The organism is Flavobacterium oncorhynchi, assembly GCF_002217355.1.
Classification (GTDB): Bacteria; Bacteroidota; Bacteroidia; order Flavobacteriales; family Flavobacteriaceae; genus Flavobacterium; species Flavobacterium oncorhynchi.
Genome location: NZ_MUHA01000005.1, coordinates 157,143 through 182,623 on the forward strand (window position 1 = coordinate 157,143; position 25,481 = coordinate 182,623).

The window sequence follows — 25,481 nt, forward strand, 5'->3', positions numbered from 1 at the left end:
GATGAAAACGAATTATAATAGTGATCAAGAAGAATATGAATTACAGCAGTTAGCCAGCAAAAAGGTTGTAAAGCTTAAATCATTTTATGTTCATTCATTTTTTTATATTATAGCGGTGGTGCTTTTTGTTTTAAAAGAGTATTACAAATTGCCTTTGAATGTGTTTCCTGCTAAATTTTTAAATGGAGTTGTAATGATTGTTTGGTCAACCGTATTTTTTGGTTCAGCGATTGATTTATTTGTCTCTGCTAAAGTTTTTGGAGATAAATGGGAGAAACGTAAAATGAAACGTATTTTAGAAAAAAGAGAAAAAAAACAAAAATGGGAGTAATCATGGAAATGAAATACAGCGAAGAGGATAGATATTTTTTGGCTAAAAAGAAAGTCGGTGATATTAAAGGATTTTATGGAAACTTGGCATCTTATATATTTGTAAATGCAATTTTGATTTTCGTTAATTTGTACACATCACCGGAATATTTATGGTTTTTTTGGCCTTTGTTGTGGTGGGGAATTGGAGTAGTTTTTCATGGATTAAGGGTTTTTGAAGTATTTCCGGCTTTAGGAAAAGACTGGGAAGAAAGAAAAATCAAAGAGTTTATGGAAAAGGAAAAATGGAACAAAAGTAAATGGCAATAATTTTTAAATCAAAATAAAATGGGACGATTTAGAAGACGTATGTATGAAGAATACGGAGATGAATTTAGTACAGATGAAAACTTTAACGCTGCCTATAGAAAGGTTAGAAGAATAAAAGGATTTTATTCGCATCTGAAGGTTTACATTATAGTAAATATTATTATCATTATTTCAAATTTGAATAATGGTTTTATAGGCAATCGTATTGAAATTAGAGGTTTTCGAGATTGGGAAGTTTATTCAACCGCATTTTATTGGGGGATTGCTTTAGCCATTCATGCTTTTACTGTTTTTGGCCCGGATATTTTTTTTAATAAAGATTGGGAAGATAGAAAAATCCAAAAATATATGGAAAAAGAAGCTCAGAATAAGAAAAAATGGGAGTAATTTTAACTAGTATATTTTAAACCTTGTATTGTATTAAATGACCACATTAATTATAGAAGACGAAAAACCAGCTGCACGTTTATTGCAGCGAAAACTTGAAAAATTAGATATAACTGTAAAAACAATGCTGCATTCTGTAGAAGAATCACTTCATTGGTTTACAAATAATGAACATCCAGATTTGATTTTTCTGGATATTCAGTTATCAGATGGTTTATCGTTTGAGATTTTTGAAAAAATAAATATTCAAAGCGCCATAATTTTTACAACAGCTTATGATGAGTATGCTTTGAAAGCTTTTAAACTAAATAGTATTGATTATCTTTTAAAACCAATAGATGAAGATGATCTAGAAGCCGCAGTAGTAAAGTATAAAGCGCGAATGCCTAAAGCTGATGAAAGAAATCATAATCTGCAATTAGACTTTGAGCAAATACGTCAAATGCTGTCAAATCCTTTTGAAAAGAGTTACAAAAAAAGATTTACTGTTAAAATAGGACAGCACTTAAAAGTAATAACGACCGAAGAGATTGAATGTTTTTTTAGTGAAAACAAAGGAACATATATACATACCTTTGATAATCGAAACTACTTAATCGATTCGACTTTAGAAATTTTAGAACAGGAACTAGATAAAAAGGATTTTTTTCGTGTAAGCAGAAAATTTATTGTACCGCTGCAGGCAATTAAAGAAATTCAGGTATATACAAATTCTCGTTTGAAAGTTATTTTACCAACTTACAAGGAAGATGAGGTAATAGTAAGCCGAGAAAAAGTACAAGATTTTAAAGCTTGGCTTGGGTAAAATTTAAATCAAAATATAGAAATTCAGCTGATTTTAATTCATTTAATTAAAATCTATGTCGCAAAAAAGAGGTTGTCTCAAAAGGACAGCTTTTTTTGTAAGCTTCAGAGAAGCTAAATATTTATAGCAAAGGATAAATGTTTACAATATATAGCTCCAGAGGAGCGACATGTTTTTTCTATATTCTTAATATATGTCGCTCCTCTGGAGCTTTATAATTTATCGAATTGTATCTCTATAAATATTTTACCCCGCTGGGGTTTATCGAAGAATAAATTTGTCAATAATCTATACAGCAAAAAAGCAGTCCTTTTGAGACAGCTATTTCGAATTTATTTACTCAATCGATGCAATGTAAAAGTCATAGCACTTAAAAGGAAAAATGCCATAATCTGATGGATTAGTCCTAAAGCCAAAGGCACGCTGTATAATAAAGTGAAAACTCCTAGTAGAAACTGTATAAATACAAAAACCACCAAAGTTTTAATTCCGTTTGATTGTGTATTAGTAAGCGTATATTTTTTACTTCTAAAATATAGGAAAAGTATAATGGCAACTACTACGTAAGCAAAAGTTCTGTGTACAAACTGAACACCGCTTTTTCCTTCAATTAAATTTTTTATTAAACTTGATTGTTCAATAAGAACTGATTCGTGCATAAATTCTCCGTCACTCATTAAAGGCCAGTGATTATGAATTAATCCTGCGTTTAATCCTGCAACAAAACCACCATAAATAATTTGTATTAATAAAGCGGCCAAAGCATAACGTGCAATAGTGCGCAACGGTAATATTTTGTTGATATTTCTTTCTGGATAAATTAAATCCAGCGCTACCCAAAGCGTATAAGCAAAAGTTATAAAAGCAAAAGTTAAATGCAGCGAAAGTCTAAAATGACTTACATCTGGATTGTCAATTAAACCACTTCTAACCATAAACCATCCAAGAAAACCTTGAAAACCACCCATTGCCAAAAGTACAATACACTTTTTGATCGTTGCTGTATCTAATTTCTTTTTGATTAAGAAATAAACAAAAGGAACAAAAAATACTAAACCAATAATACGACCGATGAAACGGTGAAACCATTCCCAGAAATAAATAAACTTATAATCTGAAAGCTGAAAATCGTTATGAATGTTGATTTTTTGATACTCAGGAAATTTCTTGTACTGCTCAAAAGCCTCATTCCATTTGGCTTCCGTTAAAGGCGGGAAAGTATCGGTTACCAAATGCCAATCGGTCATTGATAAACCTGAGTTGGTCAAACGGGTAATTCCGCCAACGACTACCATTAAAAATAATAAAACACAACCTGATAGTAACCAAATGATTACTGATTTATTCTCTTTTTTCATTCTTTTCCAATTAATTCTATTTCGTTTGTTCGTTTGGTTTTCTTTAAGTAAAATTTTGCCAGAAAATAATTTGCAATACTATTTAAAGGAAGTATAATTAAAAGTTTAGTAATTCTTTGAGCATATTCATTTTCGATTCGTAATTTTGAAATAGCTATGTCAAGAGAAGATTCAAAAATAAAGAATGCAATGAAAACTAATGTAATAGTAATTATACAGCTAAAGAAAAATATAATTTTTAATTTAAAATGGTTGCCGTCTGAATTCTTCAGTTTTCTTGAAAACATAATATTTGATACTATGAATACCAATAAAAGTAAAACTAGAAAAACAGCACCTAATTCGTCCATTATTTTTTAAGCGTTAGATTTAACTTTGATGCTCTTTTAATTACAAAATCATAAGCCGCCTGATATTCGTTTGGTATATCGCCTTCTAAAATTGCTTCTTTCACAGCTTCTTTCAAAACTCCAATTTCACGTGAAGGTTTTAAATCGAACATTTCCATAATTTCCTCGCCAGAAATTGGGGGTTGAAAATTACGAACATGATCGCGCTCTTCCACTTCTACAATTTTCTTGCGAACGATTTCAAAGTTTTTATGATATTTCTTGAATTTCGATGGATTTTTGGTTGTAATATCAGCCTCACATAAAGTCATTAAATTTTCGACATCTTCGCCGGCGTCAAAAACCAAACGACGAACTGCACTGTCGGTAACAATATCCTGCGCCAAAACAATTGGACGCGAACTCATAATAACCATTTTTTGAACAAATTTCATTTTATGGTTCAAAGGCATGTGCAGGCGTTCGAAGATATTCTTCGCCATTTTTCCGCCCAAAAACTCATGTCCATGAAAAGTCCAGCCTTGCTTTTTGCTGAAACGTTTTGTTGGCGCTTTTCCAATATCATGTAATAATGCCGACCAGCGCAGCCAGACATCATCTGTATTTGGACAAATATTATCAACTACTTCAAGCGTATGATAAAAGTTGTTTTTATGTGTATGACCTTCTATTTCTTCAACCTGATTCAGCGCCGTTAGTTCAGGTAAAATCAAATCTAAAAGTCTCGTTTTGTATAAAAGTAAAAATCCAGTTGAAGGTTTATCTGTCGAAAGAATTTTATTCAATTCGTCAACAATTCTCTCACCCGAAATAATTTTAATACGATCAGCATTTTTTGTAATTGCATTCAATGAATTTTCTTCAATCTCAAATTTCAATTGTGTAGCAAAACGAATTGCACGAAGCATTCGAAGCGGATCATCAGAATAAGTAATGTCTGGATCCAGTGGAGTTTTAATCGTTTTATTTTCTAAATCTTTCAAACCGTCAAAAGGGTCTAAAAGATCTCCAAAATTGTTTTCGTTTAAAGATAAAGCCAATGCATTGATTGTAAAATCACGACGGTTTTGGTCATCCTGAAGCGTTCCGTTTTCTACAATTGGATTTCGGCTGTCAAAATTATAAGATTCTTTTCGAGCGCCGACAAATTCAATATCAGTATCTTCAAAACGTAACATTGCAGTTCCATAAGTTTTAAAAACCTGAACTTTTGGTTTGTTAGGAAGTAATTCAGAAACTTTTAAAGCCAATTCGATTCCGCTGCCAACAGCTACAACATCAATATCTTTTTTAGAACCTCGATTTAAAAGTAAATCTCTAACAAAACCACCAATAACATAACTGTCAACATTTAGTTCCTGAGAAGCTTTCGAGATAATATCGAAAATTTTATTTTGTAAAGCTGTTTTATAATTTGTTTGTATAGCCACGAATTCACTAATTTTTGAATAAAAAAGACATTTCAAATTTCTAAGAAATGAAACGTATGCAAATTTACAACATAGAAAATGCCTATTACAATCTATCGCTCACTTTTTTGAACAATTTCACATTTTGCAGTGTCGATTTTTATGAATTGGGAAAGGTTTACCGCTAATTACACTAATTTCCACGAATTATTTTTCTTTTACGCAGGTTGTGAAGATTTTTTGCCACAGATTAAAAAGATTTACGCAGATTTTTTTAATCCTTTTAATCCTGTAATCTGTGGCTCAAAAAAAAAACTTGGAAATTAGTGTAATTCGTGGCGAAAAAAAACTATACCCCAATAAAACAAATCAATTACAATTTCTAATTTTTAAAATTTCAATTTGTATTTTTGAATCATACAAAAAAGCTCACATGAAAATTGTTATATCTCCAGCGAAATCACTGAATTTCGAAAAAGAATTACCAACATCTCAATATACAGAACCATCATTTTTAAAAGAAGCAAGAGTGGTTCATAAAGTTGTAAAACAAAAAAAGCCAGCTGAATTGTCTGAGTTAATGTCAATTTCAAGCAAACTTGCCGATTTAAACTGGAAACGAAATCAAGAATGGAAAACGCCTTTTACACCTGAAAATGCGCGTCCGGCAGTTTATACTTTTGACGGAGATGTTTACACAGGTTTAGACGCTTATACAATTCCATTAGAAAAACTTGAGGTGCTTCAAGATAAATTAAGAATCTTATCTGGACTTTACGGACTTTTAAAACCTCTTGATTTAATGCAGGCATATCGTTTAGAAATGGGAACAAAAATACCGGTTGGTGAGTATAAAAACCTTCATGAGTTTTGGAAACCTGTGGTTACAAAAGCTTTAAATAAAGAATTGAAAAAAGACGAATTGTTCGTGAATTTAGCGAGTAATGAATACTTCTCTGCAGTTGATGTAAAAGCTTTGAAAGTTCCAGTAATTACACCAGATTTTAAAGATTATAAAGATGGAAAATTAAAAATGATCAGTTTCTTTGCAAAAAAGGCAAGAGGTATGATGGTTCGCTACATTATTGATACGAATGCCGAAACTATCGAGGACTTGAAAGGCTTTAACTACGAAGGATATCAGTTTGATGCCAATCTTTCTAAAGGGAATCATTTGGTTTTTACAAGATAACTTTTAAGGAGCTGAGGTTCTAAGATACTAAGGTTCTAGGGTTTTTTACCGCAAAGAACGCAATGATTTACGCAAGGTTCGCAAAGTTTTTATTACAAAGCTTTGCGAACTTTTTTTATGCTTTTATGAATAAATTCTTTGCTCCTGATAGCTATTGGGATTGCAGTAAAATAAAAAAAAATAAACGCCGAATTCTAAATGATGAATTCGGCGTTTCTGCGTATTATAAAATTATTATTATTAATGCATTGCGTCGGCTGCACTAATTTTGTTCTTCCCTTTTTTGATAAAGAGAATAATCGGTATGCAACATAAAAACATGATTCCAAGATACAGGAAAATATCCATGTAAGCCATTACAGTACTTTGCTTCATTACTGAATACTCTATAGCTTGATACGCTTTCTTTAAAGCAACATCTGCGCTGTATCCTTTTGCCATAAAAGCGTGCTGCATTCCTGTAATACGTTGTTGGACATCATATTTTGCAGGATCTAAATTGTTAATTAGATCTACTCTGTGTGTCTGACTAAAACGTGTGATGAAAGTGGTAATAATCGCAATACCAAAAGATCCACCCAATTGACGCATCATTCCAGTAAATGCCGCCCCTTCACCAATATGTTTTCCTTTTAAAGTCGAAAGTGAAAGTGTTGTAATAGGAACGAAAAGTAATCCTAAACCAATTCCTCTTAAAATTAAAGGCCAGTACATATGTTCAACACCCGTGTCTGGAGTCATACGGCTGTACATCATAAAGGTAAACAAGAAGAAAATAAAGAATCCAACTCCCACCATATAACCTTGTGGTACACCTTTCTGAATCATATTACCCACAAATGGCATCATTAGCGCCGTGGTAATAGATCCAGGAATTAATAATAATCCTGCATCAGTTGCTGTCCATCCTAAAATCGACTGCGTGTAAATTGGGATAATTAAAGTTGAACCGTATAAACCGAAACCAAGAATAAAACACATTACAGTTCCAATTCTTAAATTTCCATCTTTTAAAACACTTAAGTTTACGATTGGATATTTATAGGTTAGCTCTCTCCAAATAAATAATATTAATCCAAGAACCGTAACAACACTTAAAGTTACAATAAGTGGATCATTAAACCAGTCATCTTGCTGTCCGTGTTCAAGTACAAATTGTAAAGAACCAATAAAGGCACTCAACAAAATAATTCCCCACCAGTCAACCTGATTGGCTTTCAATTTTTCGCCATATTTTGGACTTCTCACAAAAGTTATAGCCAAAATAGTAGCGATAATCCCTAATGGAATATTGATATAGAAAATATAAGGCCAAGAATAATTATCTACCAAATAACCTCCCAAAGGCGGTCCAAGAGTAGGTCCAACAATTACACCCATTCCGTATATAGCCTGTGCCATTCCACGTTTTGCAACTGGATAACTTTCGGTAATAATCGTTTGGGCTGTTACTAGTAATGCTCCTCCACCCATACCTTGTACGAATCGGAAAGCTACAAGTTCCCAAATATTCGTGGCATTACCACACAAAAAAGAACAGACCGTAAATATTATAATGGAAGCCACAAAATAATTACGTCTTCCAAATTGCTGTGATAGCCAGCTTGTCATCGGTATTACAATAACATTCGCAATTGCGTATGCTGTAATTACCCATGCCACATCAGTCAAGGTAGCACCAAGACTTCCGCGCATGTCTGTCAGCGCTACGTTTACAATCGTCGTATCAACAATTTCCAACAGTGCACAAAGTACTGCCGTAATCGTAATGATAACACGTCTATAACCGTATTCTACTAAATCGTCGTCTGCTTGTACTGCTCCTGCCATGTTTTATTTTAAATGTACGTCTACGTCAACATTCATTCCTGGTCTTAAAAGTTTTACTTTTTCAGGATCGTTTGATTCATCTAAACTAATTTTTACTGGTAATCTCTGAATTGTTTTTACGAAGTTTCCTGTAGCATTATCAGGAGGTAATAATGAAAAACGAGATCCTGTCGCAGGAGAGAATGAAGTTACTGTACCTTTAAACTCATAGTTAGGGTAAGCATCAACTTTTAAACTTACTTTTTGACCTACAATCATTTTGTTTAATTGTGTTTCTTTAAAGTTTGCTACAACCCAAGCTTCGTTATTATTGATGATGTAAAACAAAGATTGTCCAGGTTGTACCAATTGTCCTGGTTGAATATCAACTTTCGAAACTTGACCGTCAATTGCAGCAGTAACTACTGTATAAGAAAGGTTCAAATGAGCAACATCGAGCATCGTTTTTGCTTTTTTGATGTTTGCAGCAGCAACTTCTGTTTGTTTATCAGAAGCTTTAGATTTAGATTCAATTACCGATTTTTGGTAAGAACTTGCTCTTTGTTGTTGTTGTAAAACACGTACTTGATTTTCTGCTTCTTCCTTTGCAGTCAAAGCTTGCTCATATTGTTGTTTTGTAATCGTATGTGTTTTATACAAATTATTATAACGGTTATAATCGTTTGTAAGTTGTCTCAATCTAATTTTTGCGCTTTCGATAGAACCGCTAGCCGATTTCATATTTGCATCAGAAACAGAAATACTTGCATATGCACTTCCAATATCAGCTTTTGCAGCTTCGTATTGTCCTTCAGCTCCTAACAAAGCAGCGTTTGCTTCGTCAATTTTTAATTGATAGTCTCTCTTATCGATAGTAAATAAAGTATCTCCTTTTTTTACATAATCATTATCTTTCACATAAACTTTACTGATATATCCTGAAACTCTCGGAATAATCGGGTTCATTTTTTTCTCGATTTGAGCATCATCCGTTTCTTCGTGAGCTTGTGAGTGAATATATTTTGATATTCCATACGTTCCGCCCACTAAAACCAATACGGTTAGTATGATGATGAATTTTTTATTTGTCTTTTTCTTTTCCATGAGAGCTGTCGATTATATTTTAGAAAGATTGAATGATTGTGATAATTGTCCTGATACTGAAAGTAATTCGTAATATTTTTGAATAATTGCCGCTTTAGAAACAGCAGTATTTATTTTGGCACTTAATTGTTCAACATCTGCTTCAACCAAATCATTAGTATCAGCCAAACCATTGTCGAACTTGTCTTTTACAAGTCTGTAATTTTCCGCAGCCTGCTGTAATGCTTCATTATAAACAACACTTTGATTAATGGCTAAATCATAATCTTCGATAGATTTTTGAACCTCTACCTTAATACGATCCGTCATAATAGCTTCAGTGTTTTTTACTTCTAGAGCTCTGCTTTCAGCTTCTTTAACGTGCGCGCTGTTTTTTAAGATTCCTGATAAATCATACGATAAACCTAAACCAAAGTTCATAGCATATTTTACCGTTACTATATCTTTAAGATCAAAAGCGGTGTAACCTCCAAGTAAAGAAATAGAAGGATAATACCCAGCTTTTGCTACTTTAATACTTGCTTCAGAAGCTTTTTGCTGTAAGCGAACAGCCTCAAGATCTTTTCTGCTCTCCAAAGCAATTGCATCAGATGTTGGTGCATTGTTTGTTTTTAAATTAAAGAAATCATCCTCATTAACTTGAAGTTTTGTTTCAGGAGCTAATTTCAATAAAGTAGTGAGATAAAAATTGATGTTGTTTAAGTTGTTCGTAGCTTCATCAATAGATAATTGTGTTTTTGAAACTAATAACTGTGCTTTCAACAAATCGTTTCTCGGAATAATTCCGTTTTTCTCCAATTCTATAAAATCAGTAACACGCTGTTTAGCACTTTTTTGATTCTCATTTAAAACATCGAGTGTTTTTTGAGCTTTGTATAGTGCCGTATAATAAGTGATTACTCTTAATGCAACATCTTCTTTAGTTTTTGCTGCATTGGCAGTTTCCGCTTCATACAAGTTATCGTAAGCATCAATACTGCTTTGAATTTTGAATCCTGCAAAAATAGGTAAACTCAAATTTGCCATTCCAAGCATTGCACGATCAGGAGATGCTAAAGAAGCACTTTTATCCTGATTAGGCATTTCAATAGATGCTTTTGTAAGACGCTGATATTGACCAGAAACTTTTAAATCAGGATATTGATTGTTTTTTACGGCTGTAAGCTCGTGTTTTTTTGTGTTTACCTTAGTATTGGCAAGCGTAACTTCGTTGCTTTTTTCCCAAGCCATTTTTACGGCTTCGTCTAAGGTTAAACTTGTTTTTTCTTGTGCTTCTATTGCAGATATTCCGATAAAGAATACTCCAAAGAGCATTAATTGACTAATTTTCATAAACAAGTAGCGCTTTTATAGTTTGTTGAATGTGCTTTGTGAGACTGGTTTTAATGTAATCATTGTACAATGCTTCTGTATTTAAGTTCAGTAACTCTACGAAGAAAGGTTTATTCATATGAAAGTGAAAATACGTTCCTATGATAGTTGGCGTAATTAGCGGAATGATTACATCTTTTCTAAAAACACCTTTTTCCTGACCTTGAGTAATAATACTCTCAACAGATTTTAGATTCCCTTTTTTTAATTCTGTAAATGCAATAAAACTTTTTTCTCTTTTTTTTGCGTTAATTTCAAAATGTAAAACTCTGAAAATCCCTTTGTTACAACTGATTCTGTTAATGTAAATTTCGATTAATTTATTGACTTTTTCAATCGGTTCCAGATTTTCTTGTAATAAATTTTCGAGTTGTAATTTTAAATCCGAAGTTTTGTAAATAATTAAAGATTCCAGTAATCTTTCCTTGGAGCCAAAATAATACGAAATCATGGCAATGTTGATTTTTGCTTCTTTCGAAATATCCCGTATTGACGTCCCTTCAAATCCTTTTTCAGAAAACAACCTTTCGGCAACGTTTAGAATCTGAATTTTTTTATCGTTTAGTTCGATGTGTGACATGATGTTGTTTCTAATCGAATACAAAATTAAACACTTGTTTAAATTAAACACTTGTTTAATTTTATTTTAACATAATATTAACATAAAATGATTTTGTAATTTAGTGCAAAAAAAAGCTGAAACACCAAGTGTTTCAGCTTTATAGCTCTGTTTTGTCATTTCGACGAAGGAGAAATCTTCACAAGCAGCTCCGCAATCAAAAGCTTTAATCTTTGTCGATTTTGCAACGGAGATTCTTCGTCCCTCAGAATGACAAACTATATGTTTATTGTATACAATTTATCGAATTTCTCCAACAAATTCTGCAATTTTCCCACTTCCATTTTCACTCAAATGTTTGATAAAAGCACTTCCAATGATAGCACCTTTTGCATATTTAGTAGCTTGATTGAAAGTTTCTTTATTCGAAATTCCAAAACCCACGATTTGCGGGTTTTTCAAATTCATGTTTGCAATTCTTTCAAAATAACTTTCCTGAACATTTCCAAAACCAGATTGAGAACCTGTAACGCTTGCAGAACTTACCATGTAAATAAATCCGTTTGAAACGCTGTCGATAAAACGAATACGTTCTTCCGAAGTTTGTGGTGTAATCAAGAATACGTTAAGCAATCCGTATTTTTCGAAAATTGCTTTGTATTCATCAGCATAAACATCAACAGGTAAATCTGGAATAATTAATCCGTCAATTCCAATTTCAGCACATTTTTTGCAAAAAGCTTCAACGCCGTATTGCAGCATCGGATTAAAATATCCCATAATAATCAACGGAATTTTTACGCTTTCGCGGATGTTTTGCAACTGATCGAAAAGAATTTGAGTTGTCATTCCGTTATGAAGCGCGGTTGTAGAACTTGCCTGAATCGTTGGTCCGTCTGCCAAAGGATCGCTAAAGGGCAATCCAATTTCGATTAAGTCAACGCCGTTTTTTTCTAAATCTTGAATAATCTGCACGGTATCATTTAAACTTGGATATCCAGCAGAAAAATAGATCGAAAGGATCTTTTTATCTTCTTTTAATTTTTGAGTTATTCTGTTCATTTTAATATCTTTTATTTCTTATGCAAGGTTTTCAGAACCTTGTAGGTATGTTAAGTTTTGTTCTGCCACAGATTAAAGGATTTTCACTGATTACTGTTGTAAATTATTTCACGCAGATTTAAATTGATTTAAGCAGATTAGGACAGATTTTTTTTAATATTACCAATAAAATCTGCTAAATCAGCGTGTAAAATCTTTTTAAATTTGTGTAATCTGCGGCATATGTTTTAAAGTTTTACAATCTTGCTTGTCCAGTTATCATTTTCATTTTTCTCTTTCATTACCAGTAATCGACATTTCGGGAAAAGTGATTAATTGCTCTCCATTTTGAACTGCCATTTCAATTAGGTTATAATGATCCTGTAAATTAGCTTCAATATTTCCTTGAGTTGGTTTTGTTTGTGCGGCTGCTAGAATCATTTTTTGTTTTTACAACTGTTAGTTTTCTGTATAAACCCAAGCAGAAATTCCAGAGTTCAATGTTACTTTAACCCTTTTGTAAGCATTCGATTCAAATAAATCTACTTTAGCTAAATCTGCCAGAGTAACATTAAAAACAACGCCATGAATAACATCTGAAAGACTTTCACTTGCTATTGCGACAACATAATCTGCCATTCCAAATTCTTCTTCAATTTTGAGACTTTTTAATTTGTAGCCATTTAGCTGATCGGGAGTGCCAGTTAATAGTTTTCTAAAAACTCGCATCTGAATTTCTTTTGAACGTAATGTTCCGTAAGAGAATAACTGTTCCATAATTATTATTTTTCTCGTTGCTTGTCTGCGTTAAATATGTTCTAATCCGTTGTTTCGGAAAACGCTCCAAATTACGATTTTTATTACAATTTAAAATAATCAATATAATTATCTAAATCTTTATCACCGCGGCCTGAAAGACTGATTACTACAATATCTGTAGGTTTAAATTTCTTTTGATCTAAAACTGCAAAGGCATGTGCACTTTCAATTGCAGGAATGATTCCTTCTAATTTTGTCAGCTGTAAACCTGCATTCATAGCATCATCATCAGTAACAGAGAAAAATTCTCCGCGTCCAGTTTGTGCTAAATGCGCGTGCATTGGGCCAACACCAGGATAATCTAAACCTGCAGAAATAGAATATGGTTCCGTAATTTGTCCGTCTGATGTTTGCATTAAAAGCGTTTTACAGCCGTGAATAACCCCCACTTTTCCTAATTTACTGGTTGCAGCACTGTGACCGCTGTCTACACCCTTTCCAGCTGCTTCAACAGCAATAATACCTACTTCTGGTTCATGTAAAAAGTGATAATATGTTCCTGCTGCATTACTTCCTCCGCCAATACAAGCTACTACATAATCAGGATTTTCGCGTCCTTCTTTTTCTTTTAACTGCCATTTTATTTCCTCAGAAATGACACTTTGAAAACGCGTTACCATATCTGGATAAGGATGAGGTCCAATGGCTGAACCAATAATATAATGTGTGTCAACCGGATTATTGATCCAATCACGAATAGCTTCGTTTGTAGCATCTTTTAAAGTTCTTGAACCCGAAAGTGCCGGACGAACTTCTGCGCCTAACATTTTCATACGAGCTACGTTTGGAGCTTGACGTGCGATGTCTATTTCGCCCATGTAAACAATACATTCCATTCCCATTAAAGCACAAACTGTTGCTGTTGCAACTCCATGCTGACCAGCTCCCGTTTCGGCAATAATTCTTTTTTTACCCAAACGTCTGGCAACTAATATCTGTCCAATCGTATTATTTACTTTATGAGCGCCCGTATGATTAAGGTCTTCTCTTTTTAAGTAAATTTTGGTGTTGTATTTTTCAGATAAACGATTTGCAAAATAAAGCGGACTAGGACGGCCAACATAATCTTTTAAAAGTTTATCAAACTCAGCTTTAAAACCTGGTTCACTTGTAATTTTTAAATAGTTTTGGCGTAATTCCTCTACATTTGGATATAGCATTTCTGGAATATAAGCTCCGCCAAATTCTCCGTAATATCCTTTTTCGTTAACGTTAAAATTCATTTTATTCCAATTTTAAAAGTTGGCAACATCAAATTTTCGTTTGAAATTGCTAAATAGATTTTTGTTTTTAAGCCCTGGTTCGATTTCAAATTTACTATTTACATCGACAGCATAAATAGGTAAATTTGTTTTTGAAATTTCTTCAATGGCTTTTAATTCGTTAATCCCGATTCCGCCGCTCAAAAAGAATGGCTTTTCCGAATTGTATTTTTTTAATATTGTCCAGTCGAATGTTGTTCCGTTTCCACCTGGAAGTCTGCCTTTTGTGTCAAATAGAAAATAGTCAGCGACAGCTTCAAAAGGTTTTATAACTTCAAAATCGAAGTTTTCATCAGCTGAAAATACTTTTATGATTTCGATTTCTTTTGGCAGTTGTTTTTTTAGTTCTGATAAAAAATCAACCGATTCATTTCCATGTAACTGAACGGCTTGTAAATTATATGTTCTTACTTTTTCTAGAATTTCTTCCTGACTTTGATTGACAAAAACACCCACTTTTTTGACTGTTTTTATTAGCTCAGGAATGGTTCCGTTAAAATATCGTGCGGATTTTTCCCAGAAAATAAATCCCATATAATCGGGCAGGAGCGCTCCAACTTCTAGAATATTTTCGGGGTATTTCATACCGCATATTTTGAGTTTCATTTCGTTTTGTTTTTTTTACCGCAAAGAGCGCTAAGATTTTTTATTTTGATTGCGCTTATAAACGCTAAGTTCGCGAAGCTTTTGTTTGTTTTCTTGCCGCGAATTTCAAGAATAAGTACGAATCTAATTAGTGTAAATTTGTGTAATTCGTGGCAAACTTTTAAACGTTTAGCTTATTAATAAATTCAGTTGCAGCTTTCCCGGCATTATCAGTTTTCATGAAGTTTTCTCCAATTAAGAAACCTTTATATCCGTAAGGTTTTAGTTCCTGAATGGCTTCGATTGATGAAATTCCGCTTTCAGAAACTTTTACAAAATCATCAGGAATTTGAGATGCTAGTTGTTTACTAAAATCTAAGCTTACTTCGAATGTTTTTAGATTTCTGTTGTTTACACCAATCATATCTAAACTAGGCATGATCGATTTTTCTAATTCTTCCTGATTATGAACTTCTAATAAAACTTCTAATCCTAGTTTTTTTGCAAATTCAGACAGCGATTTTATTTCTTCTCTTGTTAAAACTGCCGCGATTAATAAAATTAAATCGGCTCCGTGAGCTTTTGCTTCAAGAATCTGATATTCGTCAACAATAAATTCTTTTCGCAAAAGCGGAATATTCACACTCGCTCTTGCTAAAAGTAAGTCGTCAAGTGAACCTCCAAAATATTTTCCGTCTGTTAAAACAGAAATTCCACAAGCTCCTGCATTTTCGTATCCTTTAACGACTTCTTCGACTGTAAAACTTTGATTGATAATTGATTTTGATGGAGAACGACGTTTGTGTTCGGCAATAATTCCAGAATTGCTTTCTTTTAATTTTTGGCTAAGAGAAATTGTCTGTTTCCCAAAAAATACTGAAGATTCCAATTGAGAAACCGGAATAATTGATTTCTTTAGAATAACTTCTCGTTTTTTGTCTACTATGATTTTATCTAAAATATTCATTGTTGTTGTTTTGCCACGAAGTCACAAAGGCGCAAATTTTATTAGTGCTAATTTGTGAAATTTGTGTTTGTTTCTTATTTGCTTAATTCTTGTAAAGTCTTTAATGCTGTCAATCCTTTTCCAGACAATAAACTTTCTTTTGCTAATTCAAATCCTTCTTGCGGAGAACATTTTGTAACAGTCGAAATTGCCATTGCAGCATTGGCACAAACTACATTATTTTGTGCTTCGTTTCCTTTTCCTGAAATAATATTCGTGAAAATTTCTGCTGATTCTTCGATGGTTTTTCCGCCCTCGATTTCGGTTTGTGATAAAAGACGAACGTTAAAATCTTGTGGATTCAACATTCCTTCCATATGACTTGTTATAATTTTTGTTGGGCCAGTTAAAGAAATTTCGTCGTAGCCGTCAAGCGAATGTAAAATCGTGAAATTCACATTGGTATTTTGATATAAATAGGCATACATTCTAGCTAATTCTAAATTGAAAACACCAACCAATTGATTTTGCGGGAATGACGGATTTACCATTGGTCCTAACATATTAAAGAATGTTTTTACGGCCAATTCTTTTCTAATTGGTCCAACATTTTTCATTGCTGGGTGAAATAGGGGAGCATGCAAAACACAAATTCCAGCTTTATCGATACATTTTTCTAAAAATGAAGGATCGTTGCTAAATTTAATTCCCATTTTTTCCATGACGTTGCTTGATCCTGAAATTGATGAAACACCATAATTTCCATGTTTGGCAACTTTAATTCCAGCTCCTGCCGAAACAAATGAAGCTAAAGTCGAAATATTAAAAGTGTCTTTTCCATCGCCGCCCGTTCCACATAAATCGATGGTGTTGTATGTTGATAAATCAACGCGAATACACAAGTCTAATAAAGCTTCACGAAAACCCGAAAGTTCATCGATTGTTATGCTTCGCATCATAAATACGGTCAAAAATGCCGAAATCTGACTTGGATTGTACTGACCGCTTGAAATGTTAATCAATACGTTTTTTGCTTCTTCTTTAGTAAGCACTTCGTGATTGATTAATTTGTTTAATATAGTTTTCATTTTTTTTAAAGATTCTAAGTTGCTAAGGTTCTGAGATGCTAAGTTTTTGTTTTTATTGGTTTCAAGTTTTAGATTTCACCTTTCATTAACTTGAAACTTTAAACATGAAACAAAAAATTAACTATTTATCCAATTCTCTAAAATCCTTTTACCTTTTGGTGTCAGCACACTTTCTGGGTGAAACTGAACGCCTCTTACATCAAATTTTTTGTGACGTAACGACATAATTTGTCCATTTTCGTCAATAGAAGTAGCTTCAAGAACTTCTGGCAGATTGCTGTCAACAACCCATGAATGGTATCTTCCAACTTCAAACTCATTTCCTAAGCCTTCAAATAAAATCTCGTCTGAAACTACTGTTTTTACATTTGTAGCAACACCATGATATACTTTATCAAGGTTTGAAAGTGTTCCGCCAAAAACTTCTCCAATTGCTTGCTGCCCTAAGCAAACGCCAAGAATGCTTTTTGTAGGCGCGTATTTTTCAATTACAGCTTTTAATAAACCTGCTTCATCTGGAATTCCAGGTCCTGGCGAAAGTAAAATTTTATCAAAAGATGCGATTTCGTCAATTTCGAATTCATCATTTCTGTAAACGGTTACTTCGCAGTTTAAATCTTCCAAATAGTGCACTAAATTATAAGTGAAACTATCGTAATTGTCTATAACTAATATTTTTTTCATTTTTTTTGAGGTTCTAAGTTGCTAAGGTTCTTAGGATCTAAGTTTCACTATCTTGAAACTTGAAACAAAGAAAACCTGAAACTAAATTTTCTTATTTTTCTCGAACGTATTTTTCGACTATAATTCGATCAACGCCTAATTTTTCTACTTTTTCAATTCCTTTTTGAATCAACGTGTCATTTTTGATTTTTACTGTAAATTCAAATTTGTTGTTTTCCCATTCTCTATTATTAAAAAATTCCAAGTTTTCAGTATAAGTACTATCTTTTAAGGTGTACTTTCCGCCGCCGCCGAAAAATAGTGCAGTACTGTCTTTTCCATTATTTAAATCATGATTGAAAAATGCAAAATGAGTGTCATTTATAATTTTAATCATTTTTGTTTTTGAATTGAAAGTAGAAAACGTAGAATCTTTTTCAGTTGTTTCTGCTGATATAAGACGCCAAGTTCCTGCTATCGGAATCGCATTTGATTCTTTTTTCGTTTCACAAGATGTAAATAATAAAACTGCAACAGCAAATAGAATTAATTTTTTCATAGTTTTTTGTTTATGGTTTTTAGGTTTGTTTTTTTTAGTTTTAAGTATTTGTAACTAAATTTTTTCTGCCATTTCCAAAGCGGTGTTTAAAGCTCTTAGTTTGTTGTAAACTTCCTGCATTTCGCTTTCTTCGTCAGAACTCGCTACAATTCCAGCGCCAGCCTGACAATGCAATTGATGGTTTTTGCTAAGGAACGTTCTAATCATAATTGCATGATTAAAATTGCCTTCAAAATCCATGAAGCCAATTGCGCCTCCATAAAAATTACGGTTGGTTTTTTCGTAATCTTCAATTAATTGCATCGCTCTGTGTTTTGGTGCTCCGCTTAAAGTTCCTGCTGGAAAAGTATCTGCAACAACCTGCATTGTAGTAGCTTTGTCATGTAAATGTCCAGTAACTTTTGAAACCAAGTGAATTACGTGCGAGAAAAACTGAACTTCTCTGTACTTCTCTACATTTACATCATGACCATTGCGGCTTAAATCGTTTCTTGCCAAGTCAACTAACATTACGTGTTCGCTGTTTTCTTTTTTATCTTCAGAAAGCTCTTTGGCTAAAAGTGCATCGCGCTCGTCATTTCCAGTTCTTTTAAAAGTTCCTGCAATTGGATGAATTTCAGCTTTTCTATTTTTTACAATAATTTGTGCTTCTGGTGAAGAACCAAATATTTTGAAATCTCCATAATCAAAAAAGAATAAATAAGGAGATGGATTAATACTTCTTAAAGCTCTATAAACATTAAATTCATCGCCTTTAAAACCTTGTGTGAAACGACGCGATAAAACCAATTGAAAAACGTCTCCGCGGAAACAATGTTTTTTAGCTAAAGCGACATTATGTTTAAACTCTTCATCGGTTAAGTTTGAGAAACCTTCACCTTCTTTAGTAAATTTATAAGAAGCAATATTTCTGGACTGAAGTAATTGCTCAATTTCTGAAATGTTATTTCTTCCATCAACACTGTGGCAGAATATATAAGCTTCATTTTTAAAGTGATTGATGGCAATTATATTTTGATAAACGGCATAAAAAACATCTGGAATTACAGTCGCATCGTCTTTTTTTGCAATCGAAACTTTCTCAAAATAACGAACAGCATCATAAGAAATATATCCAAAAAGACCGTTATTGATAAATTTGAAATCATTTTTTTCTGATTTAAATTGACTTGAAAACTCCTGAATTACCTCTGGAATATTAGTTGTCGCATCAATAGAGATTTGTTCTGTTGTCCCGTCAGGAAAAGTTTTTGAAATGATTTCGTTTTCAATTTTAATTGTTGCAATTGGGTTGCAGCAGATGTAAGAGAAACTGTTGTCATTTCCGTGATAATCACTACTTTCAAGTAATAAACTATTTGGGAATTTGTCTCTTATTTTAAAATAAATACTTACCGGCGTAATCGTGTCAGCCAGAATTTGTTTATAATGTGTATTGAGTATAAATGGTTTCAAAGTATGTTGTTTTATAGTTTTTAATTTCGTTTTTTGCTTGAGTTTTTATCAAAAAAAAAGGCTTGTCGTGATGACAAGCCTTTTATATTTATAGTTTTACAGTACCATAGGAAGCTTCGTTCACGACGTTTGACGTAAATTCTTCCACCACCAAGTATTGTTCATTATTGTTTTCATTTTCTTATTTTGATGTGACAAAGATATAAATGTAATTTGGATTAGAATACATAAAAATTCAAAAAAAACTTTTCTAAATTTAGAAATTTGTTAAATTTTAAAATACAAATGCTGTTTAATGCCTTAATTTCCAATAGCCAGCGTGTTGTTTACGTTTGCTCTAAAATCTGGATTACTTTTAATATTTGGAAGCATAAAAAGCTCTGTATTTTTAGATTTTGTGTATTCTATGTTAGATTGAGCAGTATTATAATAGTTTTGAATTATCGAATTACTGGCAGAAGATTCGCTTGTAATTCCACCCGTGCAATTGTTTACAATTAGATTTTTAAACGTTAGTTTAGACAAATTTACTTCGCCGTTTCCAATATTTCCTTCTAATAAAACAAAAGGAGAGAAGCCAGAAACAATACTGTTGTTTAAATTGAAAAACGTATTTTCTCTCACATAAACAGATTCTCTTACTAAACCTTGATTGTTTTCTTCAAGATTGACTAAGGTAATATTGTTTGCGTTTATCTTTGTCATCTTTTTTGTCATATCGGTATTTTCAACCTTATCATACGAATCGACTTCAAAACATCTTGATCCTGAAATGTCTGATGAAAACGGATGACGAATTGCGATACTGTTATTGATGTTGATTTGTGCACCTTGAGTAAAATCAAAATCATCATCAGTAGTTCGATAAGAAATAAGATTGTTTAGATTCAAATCACCTCCATAACATTCAAAAGAATCATCATTTGAATAGCTGATTTGTATATTGCTTAAAGTAGTTTTTCGCCCAACTCCAGCCAATGAAAGTCCGTTTAGTTCTTTTAAAGCACTTAATTTACGACCAGAATATTCGATACGCACATATTTTAAAATTCCAGAGTTGTCCTCGGCATCAGAACCCCCGTAGTGATTTAACATAGGTTCTAAATTGAAAGGAAGAATGTGAACACCGCCAAGCGTATTTATTGGTGCTTTGCCTAGAATGATAATTCCGCCCCAATCGCCTGGACGTCTTTCTGAAATTTCTTTGTTTGATGTAAAAACGATAGGATCCGTTTCAAGACCTTCGGCCATAATTTTGGCTCCATTTGTTACTACAAGTGTACCGCAGGTTTTATCATCTCCTCGAATAACGGTTCCAGGTTCGATTGTTAAAGTGGCATTATTTGTAACATAAACAACTCCAACTAATTGATAAGTATTGCGTTTTACTAATTTAGTGTCCTTGTCAATATTTCCTGCAATAATATTGGTGGCTTCATTATATTCTGTATTCGCCGGCTTAAAGTTAGTCCAGTTGTTCATCCAGTTTGAGCTGCCAATAATTCCTTTTGGCTGTTGTTGCGCTTGAAGAAGAAAAGCGTTTAGAAGCGTAAAAAGTACAATATGTATTTTTGTTTTCATAACTACGATTTTGATTTCTAGTTTTTGATTTTTAAGATGCTCAAAAGTAGAAGCCGAATGTTAATTAAAACGGCTGTAGTTATTATGAAAGCGTTATTCTAGTATTAAGAACGTTATGTTTTTGAAAAGTTAAAAATAAAAAACCCTAACAGAATCAATCTGTTAGGGTTTTTCTTATAGATGAATTAGTAAGACTTAAATTAGAATTTTAAAGCTACAGCTAATTCGAAATCATCATTGATAGTTTTGTCTCCTAAGTTTTCGAAGAAGTTACCAGAGTTGTATTTGATATCGTATTTAGTTCTGTCAACTTTAAATGCAGTTGTTGCAGTGTTTCCTTTTACAGTGATATCAAAAGTTACTGGTTTAGTAATTCCTTTAATAGTTAAGTCTGCTGTTACAGTATAAACATCAGTTGCTTTAGCTCCGATAGTTTTGAAAACTAATTTTGCAGTTGGGAATTTATCAGTTCCAAAGAAATCGTCAGCTTTCAAGTGACCGTTTAATTTTCCTTGGTATTCTCCAGTTAAGTCAGTTGCAGTTAATGAAGTCATATCAACTGTAAAGCTTCCTCCAGTTAATTTTTTTCCTTTGAAAACTACAGCTCCTTCTTTAAAGTTTACTGTTCCAGAGTGCTCTCCAGTTACTTTTTTACCTACCCATTTGATAGTAGATGCTTTTACATCGATTTTTTTAGTTTGAGCATTTACTGAAATACTAGCCGCTGCTACGAATAATGCTATTGCAATTGTTTTTAAATTTTTCATGTTGTTAAAATTGATTTTGGATTAATAATAATTATATAGTGATAAATAACTCTTCTTGAGATTTTCTAACTTTTTTGTAATGTTGAGCTTCGTCCTCATCATGTCTGTAACCTACAGTTGCAATAACAGCAGCATTTAAACCTAGTTTATCAAAACCTAAAATTTCATTGAATTGCGCTGGATTAAAACCTTCCATTGGTGTTGCGTCGATTTTTAATTCGGCAGCAGCAGCCAATAAAGTTCCTAAGGCGATATAAGTTTGTTTTGAAGTCCAGATATTTTTAGCCTCTTGCGATAAGTTCGAGATAACTCCGTTCATCATATCTGCAAATCCGCCTAAAGCTTCAGTTGGAAGACCTCTTGTTTCGCTGATGTTTTTAATGTAAGCAGCTACAGATTCTGGTCCTGCATTTAAGTCATTTGCAAAAACAAATAAATGAGAAGCATCTGTGATTTGAGTTTGTCCCCAAGCCGCAGCTTTTAATTTTTCTCTAATTTCTGGATTTTCTACAAGAACAACTTTAAAAGGTTGTAATCCGTATGAAGAAGCAGCTAATCTAACAGCTTCTTTTAATGTATTTAAATCTGCTGGAGCTATTTTTTTGGTAGCATCAAACTTTTTTGTTGCATATCTCCAGTTCAAATTGTCTAATAATGTGCTCATAATATTAATTTTGTTGAGTTCTGTATTTTTCTAATAATTGATTTAATAATTCTAATTCTTCAGGATTTATATTCTCGGCAAACGCGCGTTCATGCTCATCTACTTTCGGATCTAATTCTTTTAAAACGTCTAATCCTTTCTGCGTAATTGAAACTTCAATTTTTCGCCTATTGTTCGGACAGACATTTCGAGTAACAAATTCCTTTAGCAATAATTTGTCAACTAATCGTGTTGTGTTACTTGTTTTTGCCAGCATGCGTTCTTGTATGACACACATATTAGCAGGATTTCCTTTTTGTCCTCTTAGTATACGTAACACATTATATTGCTCTCCAGATAAATCATACGGTTTTATCAACTCGTTGAAATGATCCTGAATCACATTCTGTGTGTACATGATATTCAGAATAACTTTTTTCGCATTATCCATCTTAACTGTACTCTTAATAACCTCTTCAATTGTCATAGTCGTAAGTGTATAATTTGTATATACAAATGTATAACTTTTAATAGTTGTATATACAAATGTTGTGTTAATTTTTTGTTAATTGAATTAAAACGAAATAGCAAGTCCATAAACTCGATATAATTAGTATAAAAATAAAGTAAAATTTTAATTTATAATATTGCTCTATTGATATTTAACGATTGTTTAAAATTAAAGGGAAGAGGTAAGATTAATTTTTTAGAGTTTTTAAGTTGTGACGTAAAGTAAACCCAACAGTCCCGAAGCCTTGGAATTAAGCCTTTCGGTTTTGAATATCAAAGTGTGAAGGAGTTTAAATTAAAAGGAATGATTAATTTAGAAGCAGGTATAAAGCAGCTGCTAAACTAGATCCAATTATTGGTCCTACAATTGGAATCCAGGCGTATCCCCAATTACTACTTCCTTTTATAGGTAATATAGTGTGCATAATTCTTGGGCCTAAATCTCTTGCCGGGTTTATAGCGTAACCCGTGGTTCCTCCAAGAGATAAACCAATTACCCATACCAATATTGCCACAGGAAGTGCTCCAATTGTTCCTAAACCAATTGTGGCATTAGAATCGGCTGCAATTTTTAAACTTGGTCCCGCAATATAAAAGATTGTAAAAATTAAAACGAAAGTGGCAATTATTTCACTGATTAAGTTGGATACATTATTTTTGATCGCTGGTGCTGTCGAGAAACAGGCGAGTTTTGTTCCTTCATCTTCTGTTACTGCAAAATGATCTTTATGAGATAACCAGACTAAAAAGGCTCCTGACATTGCACCAATCATTTGAGCCAGAACATAAGAAGGAACTAAATTCCAATTAAATTTGCCAATAAGAGCCAAACCGAGAGTAACAATAGGATTTAAATGCGCGCCGCTAATTGGTCCGGCAACAGTTACGCCTACAAAAACAGCAAATGCCCAAGCGGTGGTGATAACAATCCAGCCCGAATTATTTCCTTTAGTGTCTTTAAGTACAACGTTTGCAACAACGCCGTTTCCTAGTAAAATCATTAACATCGTGCCTAAAATTTCTGCTGTAAAAGGAGTCATATTTTTGTTTTTTAATTTTATTCTTCAATCCAGTCTGATGCGCGTCCAATGGCCTTATTCCAGTTTTTTACCAATTTATTCACTTCTGGTTTTGGCATTTGTGGAGAAAATACGCGATCGATTGACCATTGTTCTTTTAGATCGTCTAAGCTTGACCAGTATCCTACAGCAAGTCCAGCTAAATATGCGGCACCCAAAGCTGTAGTTTCGAGTGTTTTTGGTCTTGTAACGGTTTTTCCATAAATGTCTGACTGAAATTGCATTAGTAAATTATTGGTTGCTGCACCGCCATCGACTCTTAATTCTTTTCCTTTTCCTCCATAATCTGCTTCCATAGCTTTTAGTAAATCATTAACTTGATAAGCAATTCCTTCTAAAGTAGCTCGGGCAATATGTGCACTGGTAGTTCCTCTGGTTATTCCAAAAATTGCACCTCTAGCATATTGATCCCAATGAGGAGCTCCTAAACCAGTTAGTGCTGGGACAAAATAAACACCTCCGTTATCAGGAACACTGGCTGCCAGAGTTTCTATTTCTTCTGATGTGTTAATCATTTTTGCACCATCTCTTAACCATTGCACAGCTGCACCTCCAACAAAAACACTTCCTTCTAAAGCATAGGTTGTTTTGCCGTTAATTTTCCAGGCTACAGTAGTCAATAAATGGTTTGTGGAACGAATAGGCTTTGTCCCCGTATTCATTAACACAAAACAACCTGTTCCATAAGTATTCTTTATCATTCCTGAAGTTGTACACAACTGACCAAAAAGTGCAGCTTGTTGATCTCCTGCAACGCCGGCAATAGGAATTTTTGTTGAAAATAGAGTAGTAGAGGTCTCGCCATAAATGGTACTGCTTTCTTTTACTTCAGGCAGCATGGCCCTTGGAATATCAAAAAGTTCTAATAACTCATCGTCCCATTCTAAGGTGTGTATATTGAATAGTAAAGTTCTACTGGCATTAGAAACATCCGTCATAAATAATTTACTTCGGGTTAATTTCCATATAAGCCAAGTGTCTACAGTTCCAAAACAAAGTTTTCCTTCTTCCGCTTTTTTTCGTGCTCCAGGAACGTTATCTAAAATCCATTTTACTTTAGTTCCAGAAAAATAGGCGTCCAGAAGCAATCCGGTTTTTGTCTGAATCATTTCGGCATGTCCTTGTGCTTTTAGTTTGTCACAATATTTTGCAGTTCTGCGATCTTGCCAAACAATAGCATTGTAAACAGGTTCACTGGTTTCCCTGTCCCAAACAATAGTAGTTTCTCGCTGATTGGTGATGCCAATTGCAGCTATTTCTCTGCCCGAAATTCCTACTTTAGCAATTACTTCTGCGGCTACACTAATTTGAGAAGACCAAATTTCGTTTGGGTTATGTTCAACCCATCCGGGTTTTGGAAAAATTTGCTTAAACGTTTTTTGCGAAATACTTACAATTTCTCCTCCATGATTAAAGACTATAGCTCTAGAAGAAGTTGTTCCTTGATCAAGCGCCAGAATTAGTTTATTTTGCATGACTTATATTTTCTTAAGTTAGTAA

At 33.2% G+C, this 25,481-nt stretch carries 28 protein-coding genes; 5 read left to right on the forward strand and 23 right to left on the reverse strand.

The genetic code is table 11. From position 1 onward, the window contains the following. The first annotated feature begins 1 nt into the window (after window position 1). Genes B0A75_RS03945 through B0A75_RS03960 form a run of 4 tightly spaced genes read left to right on the forward strand, consistent with a single transcriptional unit; the run spans window position 2 to window position 1,831 of the window. Complete coding sequence (locus tag B0A75_RS03945) at window positions 2-331, forward strand: 2TM domain-containing protein (protein WP_089052983.1); 330 nt, start codon at window positions 2-4, stop codon at window positions 329-331. Continuing rightward, window positions 322-639: a 2TM domain-containing protein gene (locus B0A75_RS03950; RefSeq protein WP_089052984.1), complete on the forward strand. Its 318-nt coding sequence runs from the start codon at window positions 322-324 to the stop codon at window positions 637-639. Before B0A75_RS03945 ends, B0A75_RS03950 begins: the two co-directional genes overlap by 10 nt. Before the next feature lie 18 nt (window positions 640-657). After that, a complete protein-coding gene (locus B0A75_RS03955) occupies window positions 658-1,026 on the forward strand; it encodes a 2TM domain-containing protein (RefSeq protein ID WP_089052985.1) in 369 nt (122 codons plus the stop codon). A 37-nt stretch (window positions 1,027-1,063) separates the two neighbouring features. After that, window positions 1,064-1,831 carry a LytR/AlgR family response regulator transcription factor gene (locus tag B0A75_RS03960; protein ID WP_089052986.1) on the forward strand — a complete coding sequence of 256 codons (768 nt, stop codon included), beginning with the start codon at window positions 1,064-1,066 and terminating at the stop codon, window positions 1,829-1,831. A gap of 332 nt (window positions 1,832-2,163) precedes the next feature. On the opposite strand, the gene B0A75_RS03965 is transcribed toward B0A75_RS03960, so the two are convergent. From B0A75_RS03965 to B0A75_RS03975, 3 genes are read right to left on the reverse strand one after another with little or no spacing between them, the layout of a single operon-like run. Next, on the reverse strand, window positions 2,164-3,189 hold the full coding sequence (locus B0A75_RS03965; RefSeq protein ID WP_089052987.1) for a COX15/CtaA family protein: 1,026 nt from the start codon (window positions 3,187-3,189) through the stop codon (window positions 2,164-2,166). Continuing rightward, the gene (locus tag B0A75_RS03970) at window positions 3,186-3,539 is read right to left on the reverse strand and encodes a hypothetical protein (protein ID WP_089052988.1); all 354 of its coding nucleotides are present in this window, start codon (window positions 3,537-3,539) and stop codon (window positions 3,186-3,188) included. Before B0A75_RS03970 ends, B0A75_RS03965 begins: the two co-directional genes overlap by 4 nt. After that, window positions 3,539-4,969 carry a CCA tRNA nucleotidyltransferase gene (locus B0A75_RS03975; protein ID WP_165765083.1) on the reverse strand — a complete coding sequence of 477 codons (1,431 nt, stop codon included), beginning with the start codon at window positions 4,967-4,969 and terminating at the stop codon, window positions 3,539-3,541. The genes B0A75_RS03970 and B0A75_RS03975 overlap by 1 nt, the downstream gene beginning before the upstream one ends. 412 nt (window positions 4,970-5,381) lie before the next feature. Here B0A75_RS03975 and yaaA point away from each other — a divergent pair, with 412 nt between their 5' ends. Beyond that, entirely contained in the window at window positions 5,382-6,140 is a 759-nt protein-coding gene (gene yaaA, locus B0A75_RS03980) for a peroxide stress protein YaaA (RefSeq protein WP_089053094.1), read from the forward strand. 240 nt (window positions 6,141-6,380) lie between these two features. Here yaaA and B0A75_RS03985 read toward each other — a convergent pair whose 3' ends face one another. The 20 genes from B0A75_RS03985 to glpK all read right to left on the reverse strand — a co-directional run bounded on the left by B0A75_RS03985 (window position 6,381) and on the right by glpK (window position 25,456). Beyond that, window positions 6,381-7,970 carry an MDR family MFS transporter gene (locus B0A75_RS03985; RefSeq protein ID WP_089052989.1) on the reverse strand — a complete coding sequence of 530 codons (1,590 nt, stop codon included), beginning with the start codon at window positions 7,968-7,970 and terminating at the stop codon, window positions 6,381-6,383. Between the two features lie 3 nt (window positions 7,971-7,973). Beyond that, complete coding sequence (locus tag B0A75_RS03990) at window positions 7,974-9,053, reverse strand: HlyD family secretion protein (protein ID WP_089052990.1); 1,080 nt, start codon at window positions 9,051-9,053, stop codon at window positions 7,974-7,976. 12 nt (window positions 9,054-9,065) lie between these two features. Continuing rightward, window positions 9,066-10,385: a TolC family protein gene (locus B0A75_RS03995; RefSeq protein ID WP_089052991.1), complete on the reverse strand. Its 1,320-nt coding sequence runs from the start codon at window positions 10,383-10,385 to the stop codon at window positions 9,066-9,068. Beyond that, window positions 10,375-11,004, reverse strand: a complete 630-nt coding sequence (locus tag B0A75_RS04000) for a TetR/AcrR family transcriptional regulator (RefSeq protein ID WP_089052992.1) — start codon at window positions 11,002-11,004, stop codon at window positions 10,375-10,377. The genes B0A75_RS03995 and B0A75_RS04000 overlap by 11 nt, the downstream gene beginning before the upstream one ends. A 279-nt stretch (window positions 11,005-11,283) precedes the next feature. Next, window positions 11,284-12,045 carry a tryptophan synthase subunit alpha gene (trpA, locus tag B0A75_RS04005; protein ID WP_089052993.1) on the reverse strand — a complete coding sequence of 254 codons (762 nt, stop codon included), beginning with the start codon at window positions 12,043-12,045 and terminating at the stop codon, window positions 11,284-11,286. Between the two features lie 264 nt (window positions 12,046-12,309). Continuing rightward, window positions 12,310-12,465, reverse strand: a complete 156-nt coding sequence (locus B0A75_RS04010; protein WP_244284342.1) for a nitrilase-related carbon-nitrogen hydrolase — start codon at window positions 12,463-12,465, stop codon at window positions 12,310-12,312. Window positions 12,466-12,483: 18 nt separating this feature from the next. Next, window positions 12,484-12,801 carry a gamma-glutamylcyclotransferase family protein gene (locus B0A75_RS04015; protein WP_089052994.1) on the reverse strand — a complete coding sequence of 106 codons (318 nt, stop codon included), beginning with the start codon at window positions 12,799-12,801 and terminating at the stop codon, window positions 12,484-12,486. 83 nt (window positions 12,802-12,884) lie between these two features. Further along, complete coding sequence (trpB, locus tag B0A75_RS04020) at window positions 12,885-14,066, reverse strand: tryptophan synthase subunit beta (protein WP_089052995.1); 1,182 nt, start codon at window positions 14,064-14,066, stop codon at window positions 12,885-12,887. A gap of 12 nt (window positions 14,067-14,078) precedes the next feature. Then, window positions 14,079-14,711, reverse strand: a complete 633-nt coding sequence (locus B0A75_RS04025) for a phosphoribosylanthranilate isomerase (protein WP_089052996.1) — start codon at window positions 14,709-14,711, stop codon at window positions 14,079-14,081. 160 nt (window positions 14,712-14,871) lie between these two features. After that, window positions 14,872-15,657, reverse strand: coding sequence for an indole-3-glycerol phosphate synthase TrpC (gene trpC / locus B0A75_RS04030; RefSeq protein ID WP_089052997.1), 786 nt, complete (start codon window positions 15,655-15,657; stop codon window positions 14,872-14,874). 74 nt (window positions 15,658-15,731) lie between these two features. Next, window positions 15,732-16,724 (reverse strand): anthranilate phosphoribosyltransferase, encoded by a 993-nt coding sequence (trpD, locus tag B0A75_RS04035; protein ID WP_089052998.1) that lies wholly within the window; start codon window positions 16,722-16,724, stop codon window positions 15,732-15,734. A 117-nt stretch (window positions 16,725-16,841) separates the two neighbouring features. Beyond that, entirely contained in the window at window positions 16,842-17,408 is a 567-nt protein-coding gene (locus B0A75_RS04040; RefSeq protein WP_089052999.1) for an anthranilate synthase component II, read from the reverse strand. 91 nt (window positions 17,409-17,499) lie between these two features. Continuing rightward, window positions 17,500-17,946, reverse strand: coding sequence for a hypothetical protein (locus tag B0A75_RS04045; protein ID WP_089053000.1), 447 nt, complete (start codon window positions 17,944-17,946; stop codon window positions 17,500-17,502). Window positions 17,947-18,000: 54 nt separating this feature from the next. After that, window positions 18,001-19,401, reverse strand: coding sequence for an anthranilate synthase component I family protein (locus B0A75_RS04050; RefSeq protein WP_089053001.1), 1,401 nt, complete (start codon window positions 19,399-19,401; stop codon window positions 18,001-18,003). 300 nt (window positions 19,402-19,701) lie between these two features. Further along, entirely contained in the window at window positions 19,702-20,982 is a 1,281-nt protein-coding gene (locus tag B0A75_RS04055; RefSeq protein WP_089053002.1) for a hypothetical protein, read from the reverse strand. 200 nt (window positions 20,983-21,182) lie between these two features. Then, on the reverse strand, window positions 21,183-21,749 hold the full coding sequence (locus B0A75_RS04060) for a YceI family protein (RefSeq protein WP_089053003.1): 567 nt from the start codon (window positions 21,747-21,749) through the stop codon (window positions 21,183-21,185). 31 nt (window positions 21,750-21,780) lie between these two features. Beyond that, window positions 21,781-22,413, reverse strand: coding sequence for an NAD(P)H-dependent oxidoreductase (locus tag B0A75_RS04065; protein WP_089053004.1), 633 nt, complete (start codon window positions 22,411-22,413; stop codon window positions 21,781-21,783). 4 nt (window positions 22,414-22,417) lie between these two features. Next, on the reverse strand, window positions 22,418-22,879 hold the full coding sequence (locus B0A75_RS04070; protein ID WP_089053005.1) for a MarR family winged helix-turn-helix transcriptional regulator: 462 nt from the start codon (window positions 22,877-22,879) through the stop codon (window positions 22,418-22,420). A gap of 331 nt (window positions 22,880-23,210) precedes the next feature. After that, a complete protein-coding gene (locus B0A75_RS04075) occupies window positions 23,211-23,942 on the reverse strand; it encodes an MIP/aquaporin family protein (protein WP_089053006.1) in 732 nt (243 codons plus the stop codon). Window positions 23,943-23,959: 17 nt separating this feature from the next. Then, window positions 23,960-25,456 (reverse strand): glycerol kinase GlpK, encoded by a 1,497-nt coding sequence (gene glpK, locus B0A75_RS04080; protein ID WP_089053007.1) that lies wholly within the window; start codon window positions 25,454-25,456, stop codon window positions 23,960-23,962. Window positions 25,457-25,481 lie beyond the last annotated feature (25 nt).

Excerpts from the sequence above, each read along its gene's own strand:
- B0A75_RS04055 (WP_089053002.1), bottom strand. The coding sequence starts at position 20,982 with ATGAAAACAAAAATACATATTGTACTTTTTACGCTTCTAAACGCTTTT.
- B0A75_RS04040 (WP_089052999.1), bottom strand. The coding sequence starts at position 17,408 with ATGAAAAAAATATTAGTTATAGACAATTACGATAGTTTCACTTATAAT.
- B0A75_RS04015 (WP_089052994.1), bottom strand. The coding sequence starts at position 12,801 with ATGGAACAGTTATTCTCTTACGGAACATTACGTTCAAAAGAAATTCAG.
- B0A75_RS03990 (WP_089052990.1), bottom strand. The coding sequence starts at position 9,053 with ATGGAAAAGAAAAAGACAAATAAAAAATTCATCATCATACTAACCGTA.
- B0A75_RS03960 (WP_089052986.1), top strand. The coding sequence starts at position 1,064 with ATGACCACATTAATTATAGAAGACGAAAAACCAGCTGCACGTTTATTG.
- trpC (WP_089052997.1), bottom strand. The coding sequence starts at position 15,657 with ATGAATATTTTAGATAAAATCATAGTAGACAAAAAACGAGAAGTTATT.
- B0A75_RS03985 (WP_089052989.1), bottom strand. The coding sequence starts at position 7,970 with ATGGCAGGAGCAGTACAAGCAGACGACGATTTAGTAGAATACGGTTAT.
- B0A75_RS03950 (WP_089052984.1), top strand. The coding sequence starts at position 322 with ATGGGAGTAATCATGGAAATGAAATACAGCGAAGAGGATAGATATTTT.
- B0A75_RS04060 (WP_089053003.1), bottom strand. The coding sequence starts at position 21,749 with ATGAAAAATTTAAAAACAATTGCAATAGCATTATTCGTAGCAGCGGCT.
- B0A75_RS04065 (WP_089053004.1), bottom strand. The coding sequence starts at position 22,413 with ATGAGCACATTATTAGACAATTTGAACTGGAGATATGCAACAAAAAAG.
- glpK (WP_089053007.1), bottom strand. The coding sequence starts at position 25,456 with ATGCAAAATAAACTAATTCTGGCGCTTGATCAAGGAACAACTTCTTCT.
- B0A75_RS03945 (WP_089052983.1), top strand. The coding sequence starts at position 2 with ATGAAAACGAATTATAATAGTGATCAAGAAGAATATGAATTACAGCAG.
- trpB (WP_089052995.1), bottom strand. The coding sequence starts at position 14,066 with ATGAATTTTAACGTTAACGAAAAAGGATATTACGGAGAATTTGGCGGA.
- B0A75_RS04045 (WP_089053000.1), bottom strand. The coding sequence starts at position 17,946 with ATGAAAAAATTAATTCTATTTGCTGTTGCAGTTTTATTATTTACATCT.
- B0A75_RS04010 (WP_244284342.1), bottom strand. The coding sequence starts at position 12,465 with ATGATTCTAGCAGCCGCACAAACAAAACCAACTCAAGGAAATATTGAA.
- trpA (WP_089052993.1), bottom strand. The coding sequence starts at position 12,045 with ATGAACAGAATAACTCAAAAATTAAAAGAAGATAAAAAGATCCTTTCG.
- B0A75_RS04000 (WP_089052992.1), bottom strand. The coding sequence starts at position 11,004 with ATGTCACACATCGAACTAAACGATAAAAAAATTCAGATTCTAAACGTT.
- B0A75_RS04025 (WP_089052996.1), bottom strand. The coding sequence starts at position 14,711 with ATGAAACTCAAAATATGCGGTATGAAATACCCCGAAAATATTCTAGAA.
- B0A75_RS04070 (WP_089053005.1), bottom strand. The coding sequence starts at position 22,879 with ATGACAATTGAAGAGGTTATTAAGAGTACAGTTAAGATGGATAATGCG.
- B0A75_RS04075 (WP_089053006.1), bottom strand. The coding sequence starts at position 23,942 with ATGACTCCTTTTACAGCAGAAATTTTAGGCACGATGTTAATGATTTTA.
- B0A75_RS03995 (WP_089052991.1), bottom strand. The coding sequence starts at position 10,385 with ATGAAAATTAGTCAATTAATGCTCTTTGGAGTATTCTTTATCGGAATA.
- B0A75_RS03955 (WP_089052985.1), top strand. The coding sequence starts at position 658 with ATGGGACGATTTAGAAGACGTATGTATGAAGAATACGGAGATGAATTT.
- B0A75_RS03965 (WP_089052987.1), bottom strand. The coding sequence starts at position 3,189 with ATGAAAAAAGAGAATAAATCAGTAATCATTTGGTTACTATCAGGTTGT.
- B0A75_RS03970 (WP_089052988.1), bottom strand. The coding sequence starts at position 3,539 with ATGGACGAATTAGGTGCTGTTTTTCTAGTTTTACTTTTATTGGTATTC.
- trpD (WP_089052998.1), bottom strand. The coding sequence starts at position 16,724 with ATGAAAACTATATTAAACAAATTAATCAATCACGAAGTGCTTACTAAA.
- yaaA (WP_089053094.1), top strand. The coding sequence starts at position 5,382 with ATGAAAATTGTTATATCTCCAGCGAAATCACTGAATTTCGAAAAAGAA.